Source organism: Jiulongibacter sp. NS-SX5 (assembly GCF_052828545.1).
Genome location: NZ_CM128248.1, coordinates 703,230 through 720,464, shown reverse-complemented (window position 1 = coordinate 720,464; position 17,235 = coordinate 703,230). Strand labels below are relative to the sequence as shown.

The window sequence follows — 17,235 nt, the reverse complement described above, 5'->3', positions numbered from 1 at the left end:
AAAGCGTTGTATTTCTACAACGCTTTACTATGTTATTCTGTTTCGTTTCTAGCTGAATAAGCTTGAGAAAAAAGTTACTACAGCTTTAAAACCGGCTGTAATTGAATCAACAATAACTTCACCGATCATTTCTGATATAGTTTTACCGTCTTCTTTTTTAAAGTCCTCTGCAATCACATGTAATGGCTGTGACCAGAAAGAATCGTTATCCTTAGAATCATTTACAACTGTTTCAATTTTGGCGTCTTCTGAAAACTCCTTTGAACTTTCAAACGCAGCACCAAAGATTAAGGTGGCAGAAACAAAGAATAAGAAGAGGTATTTTCTCATAGCCTTTAAGTTTGCTTTGCAAAAATAGAATTATTTCGGCAGATCGCCAACCATGTCTTCAGGCTTAACCCATTCGTCGAATTCTTCTTCTGTCAAATAGCCAAGTCTAACAGCTTCTTCTTTTAATGAAGTACCATTTTGATGGGCTGTTTGAGCAATTTCCGCCGCTTTGTAGTAGCCAATCTTGGTATTTAGTGCAGTTACTAACATTAAGGAATTGTTTAATTGACGCTTAATATTATCGTAAAGTGGTTCCAGACCTACAGCACAATTATCATTGAAAGATACACAAGCATCACCGATTAATCTGGCAGAATGGATAAAGTTATAAATCATCATTGGCTTAAATACATTAAGCTCAAAATGACCCGTAGCTCCACCTACGTTTATGGCTACATCATTTCCTAGTACCTGAGAAGCGACCATAGTAATGGCTTCACTCTGCGTAGGGTTAACTTTACCTGGCATAATAGAAGAGCCCGGTTCATTGGCAGGGATAGAAAGCTCTCCAATACCAGATCTCGGACCGGAAGACAACATTCTGATGTCATTACCAATTTTCATTAAGCTAACAGCCACAGTTTTTAATGCACCGTGAGCTTCTACTATGGCATCATGAGCTGCTAAAGCTTCAAATTTATTTTCCGCAGTGATAAAAGGGTAACCCGTTAGATCTGCAATGTGTTTGGCCACATTAACCGCGTAGTCTTTTGGAGTATTTATACCTGTACCCACGGCTGTTCCACCTAGAGCAAGTTCAGTCAAATGTGGTAAAGTATTTTTGATAGCCTTTAGTCCATGATTTAATTGCGAAACATAGCCAGAAAGCTCCTGCCCTACCGTTAAAGGTGTAGCATCCATGAAGTGTGTTCTACCTATTTTTACCACGTTCATAAATTCTTTAGACTTGGCATCTAAAGTATCTCTAAGCTTTTCAATACCAGGAATAGTCACTTCCATCAGGATTTTGTATGCCGCTATGTGCATTGCCGTAGGGAAAGTATCGTTTGATGATTGAGACTTATTTACGTCATCATTCGGGTGCAAGGCTTTGGATTTATCCGTAAGAGAGCCACCATTTAATACATGGCCTCTGTAGGCAATCACTTCATTACAGTTCATATTACTCTGAGTACCAGAACCCGTTTGCCATACAACTAATGGGAATTGATCATCAAGTTTACCCTCCAAGATTTCATCACATACTTTACCAATGAGGTCTGACTTTGCGGCGTCCAGAACTCCTGCATCTTTGTTGGTTAAAGCAGCGGCTTTTTTAAGGTATGCAAACGCTTTGATGATTTCCTTCGGCATTTTATTAATATCCTTTGCAATGTCGAAGTTTTGAATAGAACGCTGAGTTTGGGCACCCCAATAAACATTTGCAGGTACCTCTACTTCTCCTATCGTATCTTTCTCAATTCTAAATTCCATAAATCAGGTTTTGTTCTTAGTAATGCGGGCAAAAATAAGTGAGGACATCTCTCCTTTCAAGGCAATTAGCGTTTTATTCTACATGATCTGTAAATCTCTTCTTTACTCAGCTTTTTGACTTTACCCAAAGGCAAGTTTTCAAGATTCAGATTTTCAATTCCTATCCTAATTAACCTAAGCGTAGGGAAACCAACTGCTGCCGTCATTTTTCTTACCTGACGGTTTTTACCTTCACCTATGCTCAATGTCAACCATGAAGTCGGGATATTTTTTCTAAATCGAACCGGAGGGTCGCGTTCTTCCGGAATTTCTCCTTTGAAATGGTCAGCCTTGGCCGGCAATGTTTGATAGGTTTTGCCCTTATGCTTGATCTTTAGTCCTTTTTCGAGAAGTTTTAACGCTTCGTCTGTAATTTGACCATCAACCTGAACCAGGTAAGTTTTAGTTTTTTCAGACTTTGGATCGGTTAATTTTTGTCTAAGTAAATTATCATTGGTAATAATCAACAAACCCTCACTGTCCTGATCTAATCTACCAACCGAGTAAACATTCTTTGGGAAACTGAATTCTAAATCTGATAAAGCAAGATGTCCACCTTCTCTAGTAAATTGAGAAAGCATACCGTATGGTTTATGTATCAGAAAATAGTCCATTAATAGAGTTCATTTTTAGATTTCTTGAACTTTTTTATCCTCTTTAAAGAACAAAATAAACAGGAAGAGGACCAACACAGCAATTATAGTAGGAACCCACCATATAGCTGTCCAGTCATATACATTTTGACCGTTGACTACTGTAGTGTATTTATCGAGAACAATTCCCGATATTTTTGAACCTATCCCCATGCCAACTCCATATGTGGCGAAAGTGATCAATCCCTGAGCAGCACTTTTTATTTTTTCTCCAGCCTTGTTATCGGTATATATCTGACCTGTGACAAAGAAAAAGTCATAACAGATACCATGCAGTAGAATAGCAATGATGAGCATCCATTCGGCATTGATGGTGCCATAGCCAAAGAACATAAAACGAAGTATCCATGCCAGTAGTCCGAGAATTAGAATCCATTTCACACCGAATTTTCTAAACGCGAAAGGAAGCATGAGCATGAATATCACCTCGGAGGCTTGACCAAGTGACATTTTATTTTCTACGTTAGACATGCCCAGATCTGTAAGTGCGGGGTTTCCTAAGGCATAATAAAACGATAGCGGAATACAGATAAGGATACTGGCTATAAAGAAAATCAAAAATGAACGGTCTTTAAATAACACAAAAGCATCTTTCCCTATGATTTGTGCAAAACTGGTACTATCTGCATTGCCCGGAGGGGTGTCTGGCAAGGTCATGGCATAAAACCCTAAACCTAAAGAGGTATACATAGAAAGCTCAAAGATCTTTACGCTGTCTCCAAAGGCATAATAACCAATAATATTTGTTACCACGATCCATGCGATAGTCCCAAAAACACGAATGGCGGGAAATTCCTTTTCAGGGTTATTCATCTGATTCATGGCAATGGATGTAGACAGAGCCAGATTAGGAGTGAACGTTATAGTGTAGGCCAAAATGTACCAGAAAAACATTCCTGGATCATCAACCTTAATCAGAAAGTAAAGAATAACACCTCCAAGTATATTCAGGAAGGCCATTACTTTTTGTGCTGAAAAGTATTTATCTGCAATTAAGCCAACTATAAAAGGAGCAATTATGGTAGCAATAGAGAAAGCTGTATAGGCATTACCGACTTGATCACCAGTGGCACCCAATTGAGTAATCATATATTTACTCATTTGACCATACCATGATCCCCATGTAAAGAATAGGAGAAACATCATGATCATCAATCTTATTTTTATGGCTATTTTCATTCTTATAGGTTAGTAATAATGGTTTTTCATCTTGATAAAGTCGCCAAATTAGTCATTCTATATCATTCCTAAAGCTTAGTTTTGTCACAAATTTCAGGAATGAGATATTTCATTGAACTTAGTTATCTGGGGACTCACTATCATGGCTGGCAACTTCAGCCTAATGCCGTGAGTATACAGGAAAAACTTGAGGACGCTTTTAGTAAAATTCTGCGTTCAGAAATTCGAATTCAAGGTAGCAGCAGAACAGATACCGGGGTTCATGCACGGCAGCAATTTGCTTCTTTTGAAATAGAGGATCTTGTTATGCAGCTAAAAGACCTTATCTGGAAAGTAAATAGTTATTTACCAGGTGATATTGCAGTGCAAAACATTTATCAGGCTACTGAGGATCAACATGCTCGTTTTGATGCAGAGAATCGTAAATACATTTATCGTTTACATTTGAAAAAAGACCCTTTTAGGTCTCATAATTCGCTATTGTTTAAGAGGTCTTTGGATCTGGAGAAGATGAATAAGGCTGCTGAAATTCTCTTTGAGTATACTGATTTTGAGTGCTTTAGTAAGGTGAAAACTGACGTAAATACGTTCAACTGTACTATTCTGGAGGCTGAATGGAAAAAGAAAGGCGATACTCTGGAATTTCACATTAAAGCGAATCGTTTTCTTAGAGGAATGGTCAGAGCCATTGTGGGGACACTCCTGGACGTAGGTGAAGGAAAGAAAACATTAGAAGATTTTAGAGAAATCATTGAGTCAAAACAAAGAACTAAGGCCGGCCGAGCGGTTGAGGCACTTGGTTTGACCCTTGAAGAGGTTAATTATCCTAAAGGTTATTTCAAATGATCAGAGAAGCGGCAATTTCTGAAATGGATAAGGCAAAAGAACTCTTTAGAGAGTATGAAGAATGGCTCGGGCTGGACCTATGTTTTCAGGGCTTTGAGGAAGAATTGAGAAGTTTACCAGGTAAATATGCAGAACCAGAAGGCTCAATTCTGTTTTATGAAACAGAGAATGAAGTTGCCGGTATAATAGCCTTGAGAGCTTTGGAGAAAGGGATTTGTGAAATGAAACGTTTGTATGTTCGACCAGAGTTTAGGGGGAATAAAATAGGGCGAAAATTGTCTCTGGAAATCATAAACAAAGCTAAAACATTGGGATATCGTAAAATGAAACTCGATACTCTGGCCAGACTAAAGCCCGCAGTAAGAATATACAGAGAACTTGGCTTTACAGAAACAAAGGCTTACAATTACAATCCTGATGAAACAGTGATGTATTTTGAACTTGACTTAGGGGAATGGCAGAAATAGGCAAAGATATTTCCAAAGCTATTGAAGTTTTGAACAAAGGCGAGGTCATTGGTTTACCGACTGAAACAGTTTATGGTTTGGCGGGTAATGCTCTCGATCCTTCGGCTGTGGCTAGAATTTTTGAAGTGAAACAAAGGCCCAGTTTTGATCCCTTGATCATACATACGGATAGACTGGCGAAAGCCCAACAATGGGTAGAGGAAATTCCATCACCACTTTTTAAACTCATTGAGTACTTTAGCCCCGGACCGTTAACTGTTCTTTTGCCACGCAAAAAAGTTATTCCAGATTTAGTCACTTCAGGTTTACCAAGAGTGGCAGTTAGAATTCCATCACATCCACTGGCCTTAGAATTGCTTTCACAACTAGACTACCCTTTGGCAGCCCCGTCGGCAAATCCTTTTGGCTATATCAGTCCTACTTCAGCCGAGCATGTCAATAAACAATTGGGAGGTAAAATTGAATACATTCTGGATGGTGGGCCATGTCAGGTTGGACTTGAGTCAACCATCGTGGGCATGGAAAATGATGAACTTATTGTTTACAGAAAAGGTGGTCTGGAAATCGAAAATCTTGAAGGGGTAATCGGTTCTGTGAAAGTGCAGGAACATTCAAGTTCAAATCCTTCTGCTCCAGGGATGTTAAAATCTCATTATGCTCCTAACAAAAAGGTTGTTTTGGGTGTGCCTGTCGAGTTGAATATTCGTAATGATGTTGGAATTCTAAGTTTTTGCGAAATTCTTAAAGTAACTTCAAGAGAGAACCAATTCATACTCAGTCCTTCAAAAGACCTTAAAGAAGCTGCTCAAAACCTTTTCGCTGGGCTACGTTATCTAGACGGCCTGGATATAGAAACGATCTATTTAGAATTAGTGCCTGAAGAAGGTATAGGAAGAGCAATTAATGATCGTCTTAGAAGAGCAGCTGCTGAAGCTTAATTTTCTATTAATTCAAGTTCTACTCTACGATTTCGGGCTCTCTGCTCCTCGGTATCATTAGTATCTACAGGCTTCTCCTGGCCGAAACCATCTGAGAAAATTCTGGCAGGGTCTGCCCCATGATAGAAAAGATAGTTTGCCACAGCCTTAGCTCTAAACTTAGAAAGACCAAGATTTAATCGCGGATCTCCTACATTATCTGTATACCCAACAATTCTAACGACAAGATTTGTGTTATTAGCCAGTGTTTTCGCCAAATCCATGAGTTGGGGAACTTCACTTTCCCTGATATTGGCACTACTTTGATCAAAATATACTTTATCGAGTATATACCGCTTACTGAGTGCTTCGGGCTTATTGAATTCGGCAGCCATTGCTTCGGCTGTAGCCGGCATTTCGTTTGCCGGTTCAGTATAAACTACTTCCTGTTTAGGCTCCTCTTTTAATTTTGGTTCCGGCGGCTTTACGGCCACGGGTTCAGGTTTGGGTATTTCCGGTTCAGGAATTTTTACTAACTCAAACGTTTTGGTCAGTCCAGTTTCTACGAGATCGCTTAATGTAAATCTACTTGTGTAGGACTCATAACCCTCTTTGTTCACGTTTAAAGAGTAATAAATATCTGGCTGCAATCGAGCTCCAAAACTCTTCGTACCTGCAGAAAACATTGAATTCACGATTTTGCCATCTCCTTCTTTAAGTTGGAAAACTACTCCGGTCAGTTCCTCGGCAGAGGTAAGGTTTGTGATTTTAAAGTTGGCGGGATACTCCTTTCGTTTCATTCTAACTTTAAAAGTACCTTCTCTGATTTCATCCTTTTTGACTTCTGAATTAAAAGGCAAATAGTCACTAAGCGTCGCTTCAATTCTATAGTTACCCGCACTATTCAAATCCCCGGTATACCTCCCATTTTGAGACTCATTTTGAAGATTGACCTGCTTATTATCGAAGTAATACTTGAAAGCCGCAGAGATTGGCTTGTCAGTTAAATAGTCAACCGCATAAAATGTTACTCTTTGATTATCTTCTCGTTCTAGAACCAGCTCAACGTTATTCCCCGCTTTAGGCACAATATCCGCGAGATCGTCTTTATAGCCATTGGCTACCACAGAATACGATACAGCCAACGACTTATCATATTTTACTTTAAAGGCCTGATTTTTCACATCGTGAAAAACAAAAAGATCCTGGCCTTTGTCATTCAATACTTTAAGAGCTGCAGCATTTACGATAGCCCCATCATATTTATCGATCAATTTTATGGTATGTGTAAATGGCAAAGACCAGAAAAGCTCAACAGTAAACTTTTTTTGATCAGGCTTTAACATCGTCGTAAAATCCTGATAGGTCTCTTTTTGGGCTTCCAGAATATAATCCTTTGACCCATCGGTCAAGAATACCCACTCCCCTTCCTCGTTTTGTTTGATCCCACGTAACTCTTCCCCTTTAGGGCCAAATACTCTGAACTGAGCATCATTCAAAGGTTGTTTGCTGTAGTGATCAATAACCTTCACATAGTATTGTTTATCACCCTCAGTAAGCTCAATATTAAAGTCCATCTTACCACCTCCAAGACTATTCACCATTACCGTACCCGTATTGTCTAAATAGCCCGGAGCAGAGGCAATAACTTTATAATTACCTTGTTCAGTGGGGTAATACTTATTTGCTGTAACAGTCTCTTTTTTACCTGAAGGTGAAACCATTTGAATGGATGCTTCCAAAGGTCTTTTTGTTTTCTTATCAGCTACTTTGAAATCAACATACGTGAATTGCTTTAATCTCAAGGTCAAATCCTCCAATTGGCGACCATAAATTGACTTTTCTAGGGTATTATAGTTTTCGGCGTTTACGGTAATTTTATAGGAAATATTATTCCTGAACGTAAATAGAATAGTACCGTTATTGGTGAATTCATTGAAGTAAGTATCTCCAGTATTGGCATTTGTGATAGATACAGACCCTTTGACTGGTGTACCTACTTGTTCGTCTAGAAGTCGAATAGCAACCTCATTTGCCTCTTTTTGAAGAGTAATTTCTGCATTTACCCTTGTTTCTGGAATCCCCGTAGTGACATTAACCTTAGTTTCCAGATCATCAAAACCTTTAGCACTTGATTTTATGATGTACATTCCATCTTGCTCTACGAGCAATTCATAGGCCTGAACATTTCTGGTCGTGTTTCCCCGACCAATCATTTTACCCAAGTAAAAGACATCAAATGAGGCTGGTGTATTGGAATTATTTTCCTCAGATAGTGCCGAAATAACAAGCTTAGCGGTAGGTCTTTTTTGAAGACTCAACTTAATTTCATAATTATTATTGATCAGATCATCCTCAGTTAGTGGATGCTCTTCTACGTAATAACCATCCTTAAAGGCTTTCACAATGATATCCTCAAGCTTCGGAAGCTCCACATATTTAAGACTTCCTTCATTCTTTATTGTGTATGAACGTTTTGATTTGGCAGACTCAATCCTGAATTCAACATCCAAAGATTTACCATTATAATCATCAGTAGCTTGCAGATATATGATTTCCTGGGCAGATGCCTGAAAGCTTGCAGCCAACAAAAAGACGGTGAAAAGAAGACTGGATATGAAAAACGTATTTCTCAAGTTCATTATTTATTAGAAAGCGTACTTTTGCGGCATTCTAAAGATTTTAACGCCTCAGATTGCAATTTCATACTTTTAGTCGAAACCAATCAATGATTTCTACTCCAAATTTTTTGCCAACAGTCACTTATTTTGCTGAGATCGCCACTGAAAATGAGATTCTTTGGAACGAAACAGACGTTTATTTTAAGCAATCTTTTCGAAATAGGGCTTCTATTTTAGGAGCAAATAAAGTAGAGAATCTCATTGTGCCGGTTCATGCCAGCTCGGGTAAAACGGCATTGAAAGAAGTCAAAATTGACAATCATTCCGCCTGGCAAAGAACACATTTGAGAACCATAGAAGCAGCCTACAGGAACTCCCCATATTTTCAATATTACGATTATCTATTCGAAGAAATATTTACCAAATCCTATGATTTTTTGATTGATCTTCAGGTCGATGCCCTGAAAATTTGTCTGAAATGTATGCAGTCCAATAAAAAAATGATGTGGGTCAAACCTGACGAAAACGCCGATGTTTTGGAGTTTTCTCCTAAGAAAGAGACAAATCGTCATTCGTATAGTTATAATCAGACCTTTGGAGACGAATTTGTGCCCCATTTATCCATAATTGATCTTATTTTTAATCAAGGACCGCAGACTAACGAAATCCTAAGAATTCAAAATCAATTGAACATAGCCTAGGTATTATTCGTTATATTGGCAATTAAAGGAAAAGGAATTTAATGGAACCTAAGTTTTCACAAAGAGTAAAAGAGGTTATATCTCTTGCACGAGAAGAAGCATTACGTTTAGGACACGACTACATAGGAACGGAGCATCTGATTTTAGGAATGATACGTGAGGGTGATGGTATGGGTTTAGAGCTCATCCGTAAAACTGGCATTCGAATTTCAGATCTGAAGCAAAGTATTGAATCGGCCACAAGAGGTACTGCAACAAATAATATTAAGAATCTGGCAAACATCCCATTGACTCGTCAATCGGAGAAGGTCTTAAAGATTACGCACTTGGAGGCTAAAATCTTTAAAGCTGAAGTCATTGGAACTGAGCATCTTTTGTTGGCCATCCTTAGAGATGGTGACAATTTGGGTTGTCAGATATTGAACAGATTTAAAGTCAACTACGAACTGATCAAAGAAATGTTGGAGTTTCAGCTTACGGGTGAAAACCCAAGTATGGATGCTTCTGATACTGATGATGACGATGAAAGATCATTTGCCAGTACAGGAGGAACACCTAGAGAACCAAAAGGTGCTGAAAAGTCCAAAACCCCTATTCTGGATAATTTCGGTCGTGATTTGACTAAACTTGCTGATACAGGGAAGCTGGATCAAATTATTGGTAGAGAAAAGGAGATTGAGCGTGTAGCTCAGATTCTATCCAGAAGAAAAAAGAACAACCCGATTTTGATCGGTGAGCCTGGTGTAGGTAAAACAGCCATTGCTGAAGGCTTGGCACTCAGAATTGTTGAGAAAAAAGTATCAAGAGTTTTATACGGTAAAAGAGTAGTTACGCTCGATTTGGCTTCATTGGTAGCAGGTACCAAGTACAGAGGTCAGTTTGAAGAGCGAATGAAAGCCGTAATGGGTGAACTGGAGAAATCTCCAAATGTCATCCTTTTCATTGATGAAATACATACAATAGTTGGTGCCGGTGGGGCTAGTGGCTCACTAGATGCCTCTAACATGTTTAAACCCGCACTTGCAAGAGGTGAAGTACAATGTATTGGTGCTACCACTTTAGATGAATATCGCCAGTATATTGAGAAAGATGGTGCATTAGCTCGTCGTTTCCAGATGGTGATGGTAGAACCTACCACAGTGGATGAAACCATTGAGATTCTTCATAATATCAAAGATAAATATGAAGATCACCATAATGTAACCTACAGTGATGAGGCAATTGTATCTGCGGTGCAATACTCAGAAAGATACATTTCAGATAGGTTTTTACCCGATAAGGCGATTGACATCATTGACGAAGTAGGTGCTCGTGTACACATCAGTAACATCAATGTACCTCAGGAAATCATCGATTTAGAGGAAGCTATCGAGGATATCAAAGTCGAGAAAAATGCGGTGGTGAAAAGCCAACGCTATGAAGAGGCGGCTCAGCTTCGTGATAAAGAGAAAAAACTGATAGATCAGTTAGATAAAGTCAAAGAGGCTTGGGAGGAAGAAAGCAAGTCTAAAAGACATTTGGTATCAGAAGAAAATATCGGTGAGGTGATTGCCCAGATTACAGGTATACCTATCAATAAGGTAAATATGGACGAGGGTGAGCGTATCCTGAAAATGGGTGACGCTCTTAAAGGAAGAATTGTAGGTCAGGATGGTGCCGTGCAAAAGCTCGTTAAAGCTATTCAACGTACCAGAGTTGGTCTCAAAGATCCAAATAAACCAATCGGTTCCTTCATTTTCCTAGGACCAACAGGTGTAGGTAAAACAGAATTGGCCAAAGCCCTGACTGAATACTTATTTGACAAGGAAGACTCACTGATCAGAATTGATATGAGTGAGTATATGGAGAAGTTTAGCATCTCCAGACTTGTAGGAGCCCCTCCGGGTTATGTTGGTTATGAAGAAGGTGGTCAATTGACGGAGAAGGTTAGAAGAAAACCTTATTCAGTAGTTCTTTTGGATGAAATTGAGAAAGCTCACCCAGATGTCTTTAATCTATTACTTCAAGTGCTAGATGAAGGTATATTGACCGATAGTCTTGGCCGTAAGGTAGACTTCAGAAATACCATCATTATCATGACCTCAAATATTGGGGCCAGAGATTTGAAGGATTTCGGAGCTGGAATTGGTTTTGCTACCAAAGCTAGAAAAAATAATCAGGAAGAAGCTGTGAAAAGCACCATTCAGAATGCTCTGAGAAAAACTTTCTCTCCTGAATTCTTAAACCGTCTTGATGATGTAATCATATTTGATTCTCTAGGCAGAGAGTCTATCCATCAGATTATAGACTTGATGCTGAAAAAGCTGTTTGTTCGTATCAATGGTCTCGGCTATGAAATAGAAGTTACAGATAAGGCGAAAGATTTCATTGGCGAAAAAGGCTATGATCAACAATATGGAGCCAGACCTTTAAGTAGGGCAATTCAAAAATATGTTGAGGACCCTCTGGCGGAAGAAATTCTCAAAGGAGATGTCAAAGACGCCGATATTTTGGTGGTTGATTACTCCGGAGAAGGTGATGAACTGAGCTTCTCTAAAAAGAAAGAGAAAGCAGTAAAACAATAAACCAGGAAGCACGGTGAAAGCCGTGCTTCTTTCGTTTATATTGCGATTCAGATGAAAAGAGTACTTTTAATCGCCTTTTGTCTTTTAACATTCACAAAGACAAGAGGTCAATACATCGGTCAAAAACTCTCTGAACAAGCTGAAGTTTCTCTTCTGACCATTGCCCCGGGCGAAGAGCTATGGTCTTTTGCAGGTCACACGGCTATGAGAGTAAAAGACCCTGTTCTAGGCTTTGATGTTAACTTTAATTATGGTGTTTTCGACTTTAGGAAAGAAAGTTTCTACCTTAAGTTTTTAAGGGGCACTCTCCCCTACCAGATTGGTGCGTATAACTTTCAGCAGGAAACTCCCTATTGGTTTGCCGAAAACAGAACAGTTACTGAGCAGGTTCTAAACTTAACCCAGCAGCAAAAACAGCACATTTTCGATTTTCTCATGGAAAACTATAAACCTGAGAATCGCGAATACATGTATAAGTTCTTCTATGATAACTGCTCCACACGTGTGCGTGATGTTTTACAAGATGCTGCGGGAGATAGTTTGAAATTTAGTCAAACCCTCAATAGCTCTAAATCTTTTAGAGATTGGATTAAAATAAGCAGTCAAAGGTCTAAAAACGATTGGGCTGAATTTGGGATGGATCTGTTGATTGGCATCCCTTCAGACGAAACAGCTTCCTGGGAACAGGCTATGTTTATTCCTGATAATCTGATGATGGCTTTTGACTCAGCTTCAGTTTTACGTGAGGGCAGTTGGCAACCACTGGTTAAAAACAAAAGAGATTTGAATCAAACCGAGGAGACAGCTGAAAGCTTACCCATCAAACCTTTTGCATTTTTTGGCTTACTCTTCTTGGCAGTATTGTTTTGGAGTTATAAAGAATCACAATCTCAGAAATGGCTTTTATGGTTAGATAAAACCCTATTTTCAGTAATCGGTATTTGTGGGATTATCTTCTTTTTGCTTTGGTTTTTCACTAATCATGGGGTTACAGAATTCAACTTGAATATCCTTTGGGCCATACCTGTAATGTTTCCTCTAGCCCTTTTTCTTCAGAAGAATAAGAAGAAAAGATGGCTAAAGCAGCTCTTTTTAGTGCAGATGCTTTGCTGCATCGTATTGCTTTTGTTTTACAAATTTTTACCCCAAACCTTTCACGTGGCAGTTTTACCGATTGCGGGTATTGTGCTCACCAGATCGTACCTAATATGGAGAAGACAGAGTTAATAGATATTTGCCAAAAGTTGTCAGCAGTGGCCAGAAAAGCTGGTGAGTTCATTGCGGCTGAGCGAGAGAAATTCTCAAGTGATTCGGTAGAGTACAAAGAGGTCAATAATGTGGTTTCTTATGTAGATAAAGAGGCAGAGAAGATTATTGTAGATGAACTCCAGAGTATTCTGCCCGAGGCAGGATTCATCACAGAAGAGGGTACTGCTGATACGCAGGATATTGAAGGTTTAAACTGGATTATTGACCCGCTGGACGGCACGGCTAATTTTATACATAATGTACCCAATTACTCAGTAAGTCTGGCTTTGGCCAAAGGTAAAGACCTATTAGTAGGTGTTATTTACCATATACCTGCCAATGAAATGTACGAGGCCGTCAAAGGAAATGGTGCTTTTTGCAATGGCAAACAAATTCATGTTGCCAAATCTCAGAAGCTTGGAGAGAGCCTTTTAGCTACTGGATTTCCATATTACAAGTTTGAAAGCATGGACAAGTATCTACTGATACTGGAGTCTCTAATGCAAAAAACTCATGGTTTGAGACGTTTTGGTTCTGCGGCAATAGATCTTGCTTATGTGGCTTCAGGGTATTTTGATGGCTTTTACGAGTATAATCTCAACTCATACGATATGGCTGCCGGCGTATTAATGGTTCAGGAAGCTGGTGGTGTGGTCACTGATTTTGAGGGTGGAGATGACCATCTTTTTGGAGGATTTGTGGTAGCCGGAAATGCAGTACACAAAGAACTTCTGGCAGAAATACAACGTTTTTGGAATTAGAATATGACAGATTTAAGATATCCTATCGGTGATTTTGTGCATCAGGAGAACTACAGTTCTCAGGAAATTGCAGGCTTCTTAGAAGAACTAAAGAGCTTTCCTCTTAAACTTCGGGCAGTTACAAAAGACATTTCTGAGCAGCAATTAGAGACTCCGTACAGAGAAGGCGGTTGGACAGCTCGCCAGGTGATTCATCATTTAGCAGATAGTCATATGAATATGCTTGTTCGGTTAAAGTGGACTCAAACAGAAGAAACCCCTGACATAAAGGCATATCATGAAGATAGATGGGCAGAAGAGGCTGACTATAAGCTTCCTATTGAAGTCTCTATTGAGATGCTGAAAAGTATCCATGCTAGAGCTTTAGCTCTTCTAGAGTCTTATTCTGAGGAAGAACTGGCAAAGAAATATTATCATCCCCAATCAAAAATGTATTGGAATATTAAGATGGTGATGGCCAACTATGCCTGGCATGGAAACCATCATATTGCACACCTCAAAATATGTAAAGGAGAATGGTAGTACTTGAAAACATAATCATCATCGCCGTTTTCGGTGGTGCTCTGGGCTATTTAATCAAAAAAGGCTCTGAGCGTTTTATCTCAAAAAATGCGGCCTCAGAGGGCTGTTCTTCTTGTGGCTCTAGTGGCGGATGTAGTACGCATATTCCGGATTTTGACCAAATCAAGTCCTCTGAAAGTTGATTAGAGTTCTCCCGTAGCCTCTTCAATCAATTCATCTGAGTGCTCCTTTCCGAGCCACCCATCTATCAGATAATGAGCCAGGTATATTAAAGGTGTTAGTAATATAGCGATAGCAAACTTGTAGAGATAATTATTAGTACCTACCTGAATGACTTGCTGTATAGACCAATTGCCAAACACGAAGAAGGCAATGAAAAGCACCACAAATGAGTCAATAAATTGAGAGAACAAGGTAGATCCTGTAGCTCTTAACCAAACCATTCTGTTCTGGGTGATTCTCCTCAGTTTGTGAAATACCAACGCATCCAAAATTTGACCTATCAAAAAGGCCATAATACTACCGATAATGATTCCCATCCCTTGTCTGAAAATCATTTTAAAACCTTCATTGATGTTTATTGGGTTGCCTTGGGAATCAGCAGAGTTGACATCGAGCCAAAACTGAGCCGGGCTAACATAAACAGCAAGATAGATAATGACAAAGCTGAATGTTATCAATGCTGCCGTAAGGTATGAAATGAATTTCACTCCTTTCTTTCCAAAGTATTCGTTGATGACATCAGAAATGATGAATACAATGGGCCAGTTCAGGGTTCCGGCAGAAAGAGCAAAGCCCATATCCATACCGAGAAAAGAAAAACCTTGAATATCTAGACCAAGGGTTTCATTCAGGCTGAAAATCTTGGCACCGATTACCTCGGCAATAATGGCATTGGTGAGGAAAATACCACAAAGAATGATGTAGAGACGTTGCTTTTTTGTGCCCAATTAATTCAAATCTTTATCTAACAAACCATCTTTTAAGCTAATAGTTCTATCTGCCAGCTTCGCCAACTCTTTATTATGCGTAACAATGACAAAAGAACAGTTAAACCGATCTCTTATGTCAAAGAATAATTGATGTAATTCATCAGCATTTTTAGTGTCAAGGTTGCCGGTAGGTTCATCCGCGAAGATAATCTTCGGTTGATTTACTAAGGCACGGGCCACCGCCACTCTTTGCTGTTCTCCTCCGGAAAGCTCTGATGGAAGATGATTTTCTCTTACTGCCAGCCCAAGGGTATGAAGGAGTTCAGAAGCTCTTTTCTTTGTTTCAGATTGATCTTTTTTACCTATCCAGCCAGGAAGGCATACATTCTCTATGGCGGTTAATTCTGCCATTAGATTATGAAATTGAAAGACAAAGCCCATTTCTTCGTTTCTTAGCTTTACTAAGGATTTGTCTGTTAGGGAGTTGAACTCCGTATTATCCAAAAAAACTTTACCAGAGTCTGCTTTGTCAAGACTACCCAGAATCTGAAGGAGGGTAGTTTTCCCTGCTCCTGACGGTCCTACTATTGCTACTACCTCTCCTTGTTTTATTTCTAGGTCAATCCCTTTTAAAACCTCTAAATCGCCATACTTTTTTTGGATACCTACTCCTTTGAGCATAAGATTGAATATGTTTAAAGCACAATTATATCAGTTTTTCAGTTGCAAATTTTATGAAGCTAATGAATTAATTGGCTAATTTGCGATGAATTAGAAAAGTTCAATTTTCATAGATATAAACAATGAATATTCACGAATACCAAGGTAAGGAAATTCTAGCGAAGTACGGTGTAAGAATTCAGAGAGGGATCGTTGCTGATTCTCCTGAGAAAGCAGTAAATGCTTACAAAGAAATCGCCAAAATGACGGACTCTAAATTTGCCGTTGTTAAATCTCAAATTCATGCAGGTGGTCGCGGTAAAGGTAAGATTGTAGGATCTGAACAAAGAGGTGTTCAGTTAGCTAAATCTGCTGATGATGTTAAAGATATTTCTTCAAATCTGTTACACAATACACTTGTAACGCACCAAACTGGTCCTGAAGGTAAGGTAGTTAACAAGGTGTTGATAGCTGAAGATGCTTACTACCCTGGTGACAGTGAACCAAAAGAGTATTACATGTCAATCCTTTTGGACAGATCAAAAGGGTGTAATGTGATCATGGCCTCTACCGAAGGTGGAATGGACATTGAAGAAGTAGCGGAGAATACTCCTGAGAAGATCATTAAAGAGTGGATTGACCCACGTGTAGGTCTTCAGGGTTTCCAGGCTAGAAAAGTAGCCAATAAGCTTGGTCTTACTGGTTTGGCTAATAAAGAGATGGTGAAATTCATCTACTCTCTATACAAAGCATACGAAGGCACTGATTCTTCAATGTTTGAGATCAACCCGGTTCTTAAAACATCTGACGATAAGATCCTAGCTGTTGATGCTAAAGTAAATATCGATGATAACGCTTTATACCGTCAAAAGGAGATTGCAGAGCTTAGAGATAAGTCTGAAGAAGATCCAATGGAGGTAGAAGCTTCTGAAAGTGACCTTAACTATGTGAAGCTTGACGGAAACGTTGGCTGTATGGTTAACGGTGCTGGTCTTGCTATGGCTACAATGGATATCATTAAGCTATATGGTGGTGAGCCTGCTAACTTCCTTGATGTAGGAGGTGGAGCAAATGCTCAAACGGTAGAAGCCGGTTTTAGAATTATTCTTAAAGATCCAAACGTAAAAGCCATTTTCGTTAACATCTTTGGTGGTATCGTAAGATGCGACAGAGTAGCGAATGGTATCGTTGAGGCTTATAAGTCAATTGGTGAAATTCCTGTACCGATTGTAGTAAGACTACAAGGTACTAATGCTGAGGAAGGTGCTAAAATCATCAATGAGTCTGGCCTGAAGGTATCTTCGGCGGTGAAATTGAAAGAAGCAGCTGAGTTAGTTCAGAGTGTTCTTAAATAAAATAGA

The 17,235-nt window shown here is 39.2% G+C and carries 17 protein-coding genes; 10 read left to right on the top strand and 7 right to left on the bottom strand.

Annotation, left to right across the window (positions count from 1 at the left end; genetic code table 11):
• Positions 1–48: 48 nt before the first annotated feature.
• From ACUXV0_RS03115 to ACUXV0_RS03100, 4 genes are all read right to left on the bottom strand, one after another.
• A complete protein-coding gene (locus ACUXV0_RS03115) occupies positions 49–330 on the bottom strand; it encodes a hypothetical protein (protein ID WP_446191605.1) in 282 nt (93 codons plus the stop codon).
• Positions 331–360: 30 nt separating this feature from the next.
• Positions 361–1,764: a class II fumarate hydratase gene (gene fumC, locus ACUXV0_RS03110; RefSeq protein ID WP_446191604.1), complete on the bottom strand. Its 1,404-nt coding sequence runs from the start codon at positions 1,762–1,764 to the stop codon at positions 361–363.
• 65 nt (positions 1,765–1,829) lie between these two features.
• Positions 1,830–2,417 (bottom strand): pseudouridine synthase, encoded by a 588-nt coding sequence (locus ACUXV0_RS03105; protein WP_446191603.1) that lies wholly within the window; start codon positions 2,415–2,417, stop codon positions 1,830–1,832.
• A 15-nt stretch (positions 2,418–2,432) separates the two neighbouring features.
• Positions 2,433–3,635, bottom strand: a complete 1,203-nt coding sequence (locus ACUXV0_RS03100) for an MFS transporter (protein ID WP_446191602.1) — start codon at positions 3,633–3,635, stop codon at positions 2,433–2,435.
• 99 nt (positions 3,636–3,734) lie between these two features.
• Here ACUXV0_RS03100 and truA point away from each other — a divergent pair, with 99 nt between their 5' ends.
• From truA to ACUXV0_RS03085, 3 genes are read left to right on the top strand one after another with little or no spacing between them, the layout of a single operon-like run.
• Positions 3,735–4,481: a tRNA pseudouridine(38-40) synthase TruA gene (gene truA, locus ACUXV0_RS03095; protein WP_446191601.1), complete on the top strand. Its 747-nt coding sequence runs from the start codon at positions 3,735–3,737 to the stop codon at positions 4,479–4,481.
• The gene (locus tag ACUXV0_RS03090) at positions 4,478–4,948 is read left to right on the top strand and encodes a GNAT family N-acetyltransferase (protein WP_446191600.1); all 471 of its coding nucleotides are present in this window, start codon (positions 4,478–4,480) and stop codon (positions 4,946–4,948) included. Before truA ends, ACUXV0_RS03090 begins: the two co-directional genes overlap by 4 nt.
• Positions 4,936–5,886, top strand: a complete 951-nt coding sequence (locus ACUXV0_RS03085) for an L-threonylcarbamoyladenylate synthase (protein ID WP_446191599.1) — start codon at positions 4,936–4,938, stop codon at positions 5,884–5,886. Before ACUXV0_RS03090 ends, ACUXV0_RS03085 begins: the two co-directional genes overlap by 13 nt.
• On the opposite strand, the gene ACUXV0_RS03080 is transcribed toward ACUXV0_RS03085, so the two are convergent.
• Entirely contained in the window at positions 5,883–8,507 is a 2,625-nt protein-coding gene (locus ACUXV0_RS03080; RefSeq protein WP_446191598.1) for an OmpA family protein, read from the bottom strand. The genes ACUXV0_RS03085 and ACUXV0_RS03080 overlap by 4 nt on opposite strands.
• 86 nt (positions 8,508–8,593) lie before the next feature.
• Here ACUXV0_RS03080 and ACUXV0_RS03075 point away from each other — a divergent pair, with 86 nt between their 5' ends.
• From ACUXV0_RS03075 to ACUXV0_RS03050, 6 genes are read left to right on the top strand one after another with little or no spacing between them, the layout of a single operon-like run.
• On the top strand, positions 8,594–9,187 hold the full coding sequence (locus tag ACUXV0_RS03075; RefSeq protein WP_446191597.1) for a WbqC family protein: 594 nt from the start codon (positions 8,594–8,596) through the stop codon (positions 9,185–9,187).
• Between the two features lie 41 nt (positions 9,188–9,228).
• Complete coding sequence (locus ACUXV0_RS03070) at positions 9,229–11,751, top strand: ATP-dependent Clp protease ATP-binding subunit (protein ID WP_446191596.1); 2,523 nt, start codon at positions 9,229–9,231, stop codon at positions 11,749–11,751.
• Positions 11,752–11,802: 51 nt separating this feature from the next.
• Positions 11,803–12,978 (top strand): lipoprotein N-acyltransferase Lnb domain-containing protein, encoded by a 1,176-nt coding sequence (locus ACUXV0_RS03065; RefSeq protein WP_446191595.1) that lies wholly within the window; start codon positions 11,803–11,805, stop codon positions 12,976–12,978.
• Positions 12,960–13,760, top strand: coding sequence for an inositol monophosphatase family protein (locus ACUXV0_RS03060; protein WP_446191594.1), 801 nt, complete (start codon positions 12,960–12,962; stop codon positions 13,758–13,760). The genes ACUXV0_RS03065 and ACUXV0_RS03060 overlap by 19 nt, the downstream gene beginning before the upstream one ends.
• A gap of 3 nt (positions 13,761–13,763) precedes the next feature.
• Positions 13,764–14,282: a YfiT family bacillithiol transferase gene (locus ACUXV0_RS03055; RefSeq protein WP_446191593.1), complete on the top strand. Its 519-nt coding sequence runs from the start codon at positions 13,764–13,766 to the stop codon at positions 14,280–14,282.
• Positions 14,276–14,464 (top strand): hypothetical protein, encoded by a 189-nt coding sequence (locus tag ACUXV0_RS03050; RefSeq protein WP_446191592.1) that lies wholly within the window; start codon positions 14,276–14,278, stop codon positions 14,462–14,464. Before ACUXV0_RS03055 ends, ACUXV0_RS03050 begins: the two co-directional genes overlap by 7 nt.
• Here ACUXV0_RS03050 and ACUXV0_RS03045 read toward each other — a convergent pair whose 3' ends face one another.
• Together ACUXV0_RS03045 and ACUXV0_RS03040 are read right to left on the bottom strand one after the other, a co-directional pair.
• Positions 14,465–15,232, bottom strand: a complete 768-nt coding sequence (locus ACUXV0_RS03045) for a queuosine precursor transporter (RefSeq protein WP_446191591.1) — start codon at positions 15,230–15,232, stop codon at positions 14,465–14,467.
• Entirely contained in the window at positions 15,233–15,895 is a 663-nt protein-coding gene (locus ACUXV0_RS03040) for an ABC transporter ATP-binding protein (RefSeq protein ID WP_446191590.1), read from the bottom strand. It lies immediately after the preceding gene.
• Between the two features lie 122 nt (positions 15,896–16,017).
• Here ACUXV0_RS03040 and sucC point away from each other — a divergent pair, with 122 nt between their 5' ends.
• Entirely contained in the window at positions 16,018–17,229 is a 1,212-nt protein-coding gene (gene sucC, locus ACUXV0_RS03035; RefSeq protein WP_446191589.1) for an ADP-forming succinate--CoA ligase subunit beta, read from the top strand.
• Positions 17,230–17,235 lie beyond the last annotated feature (6 nt).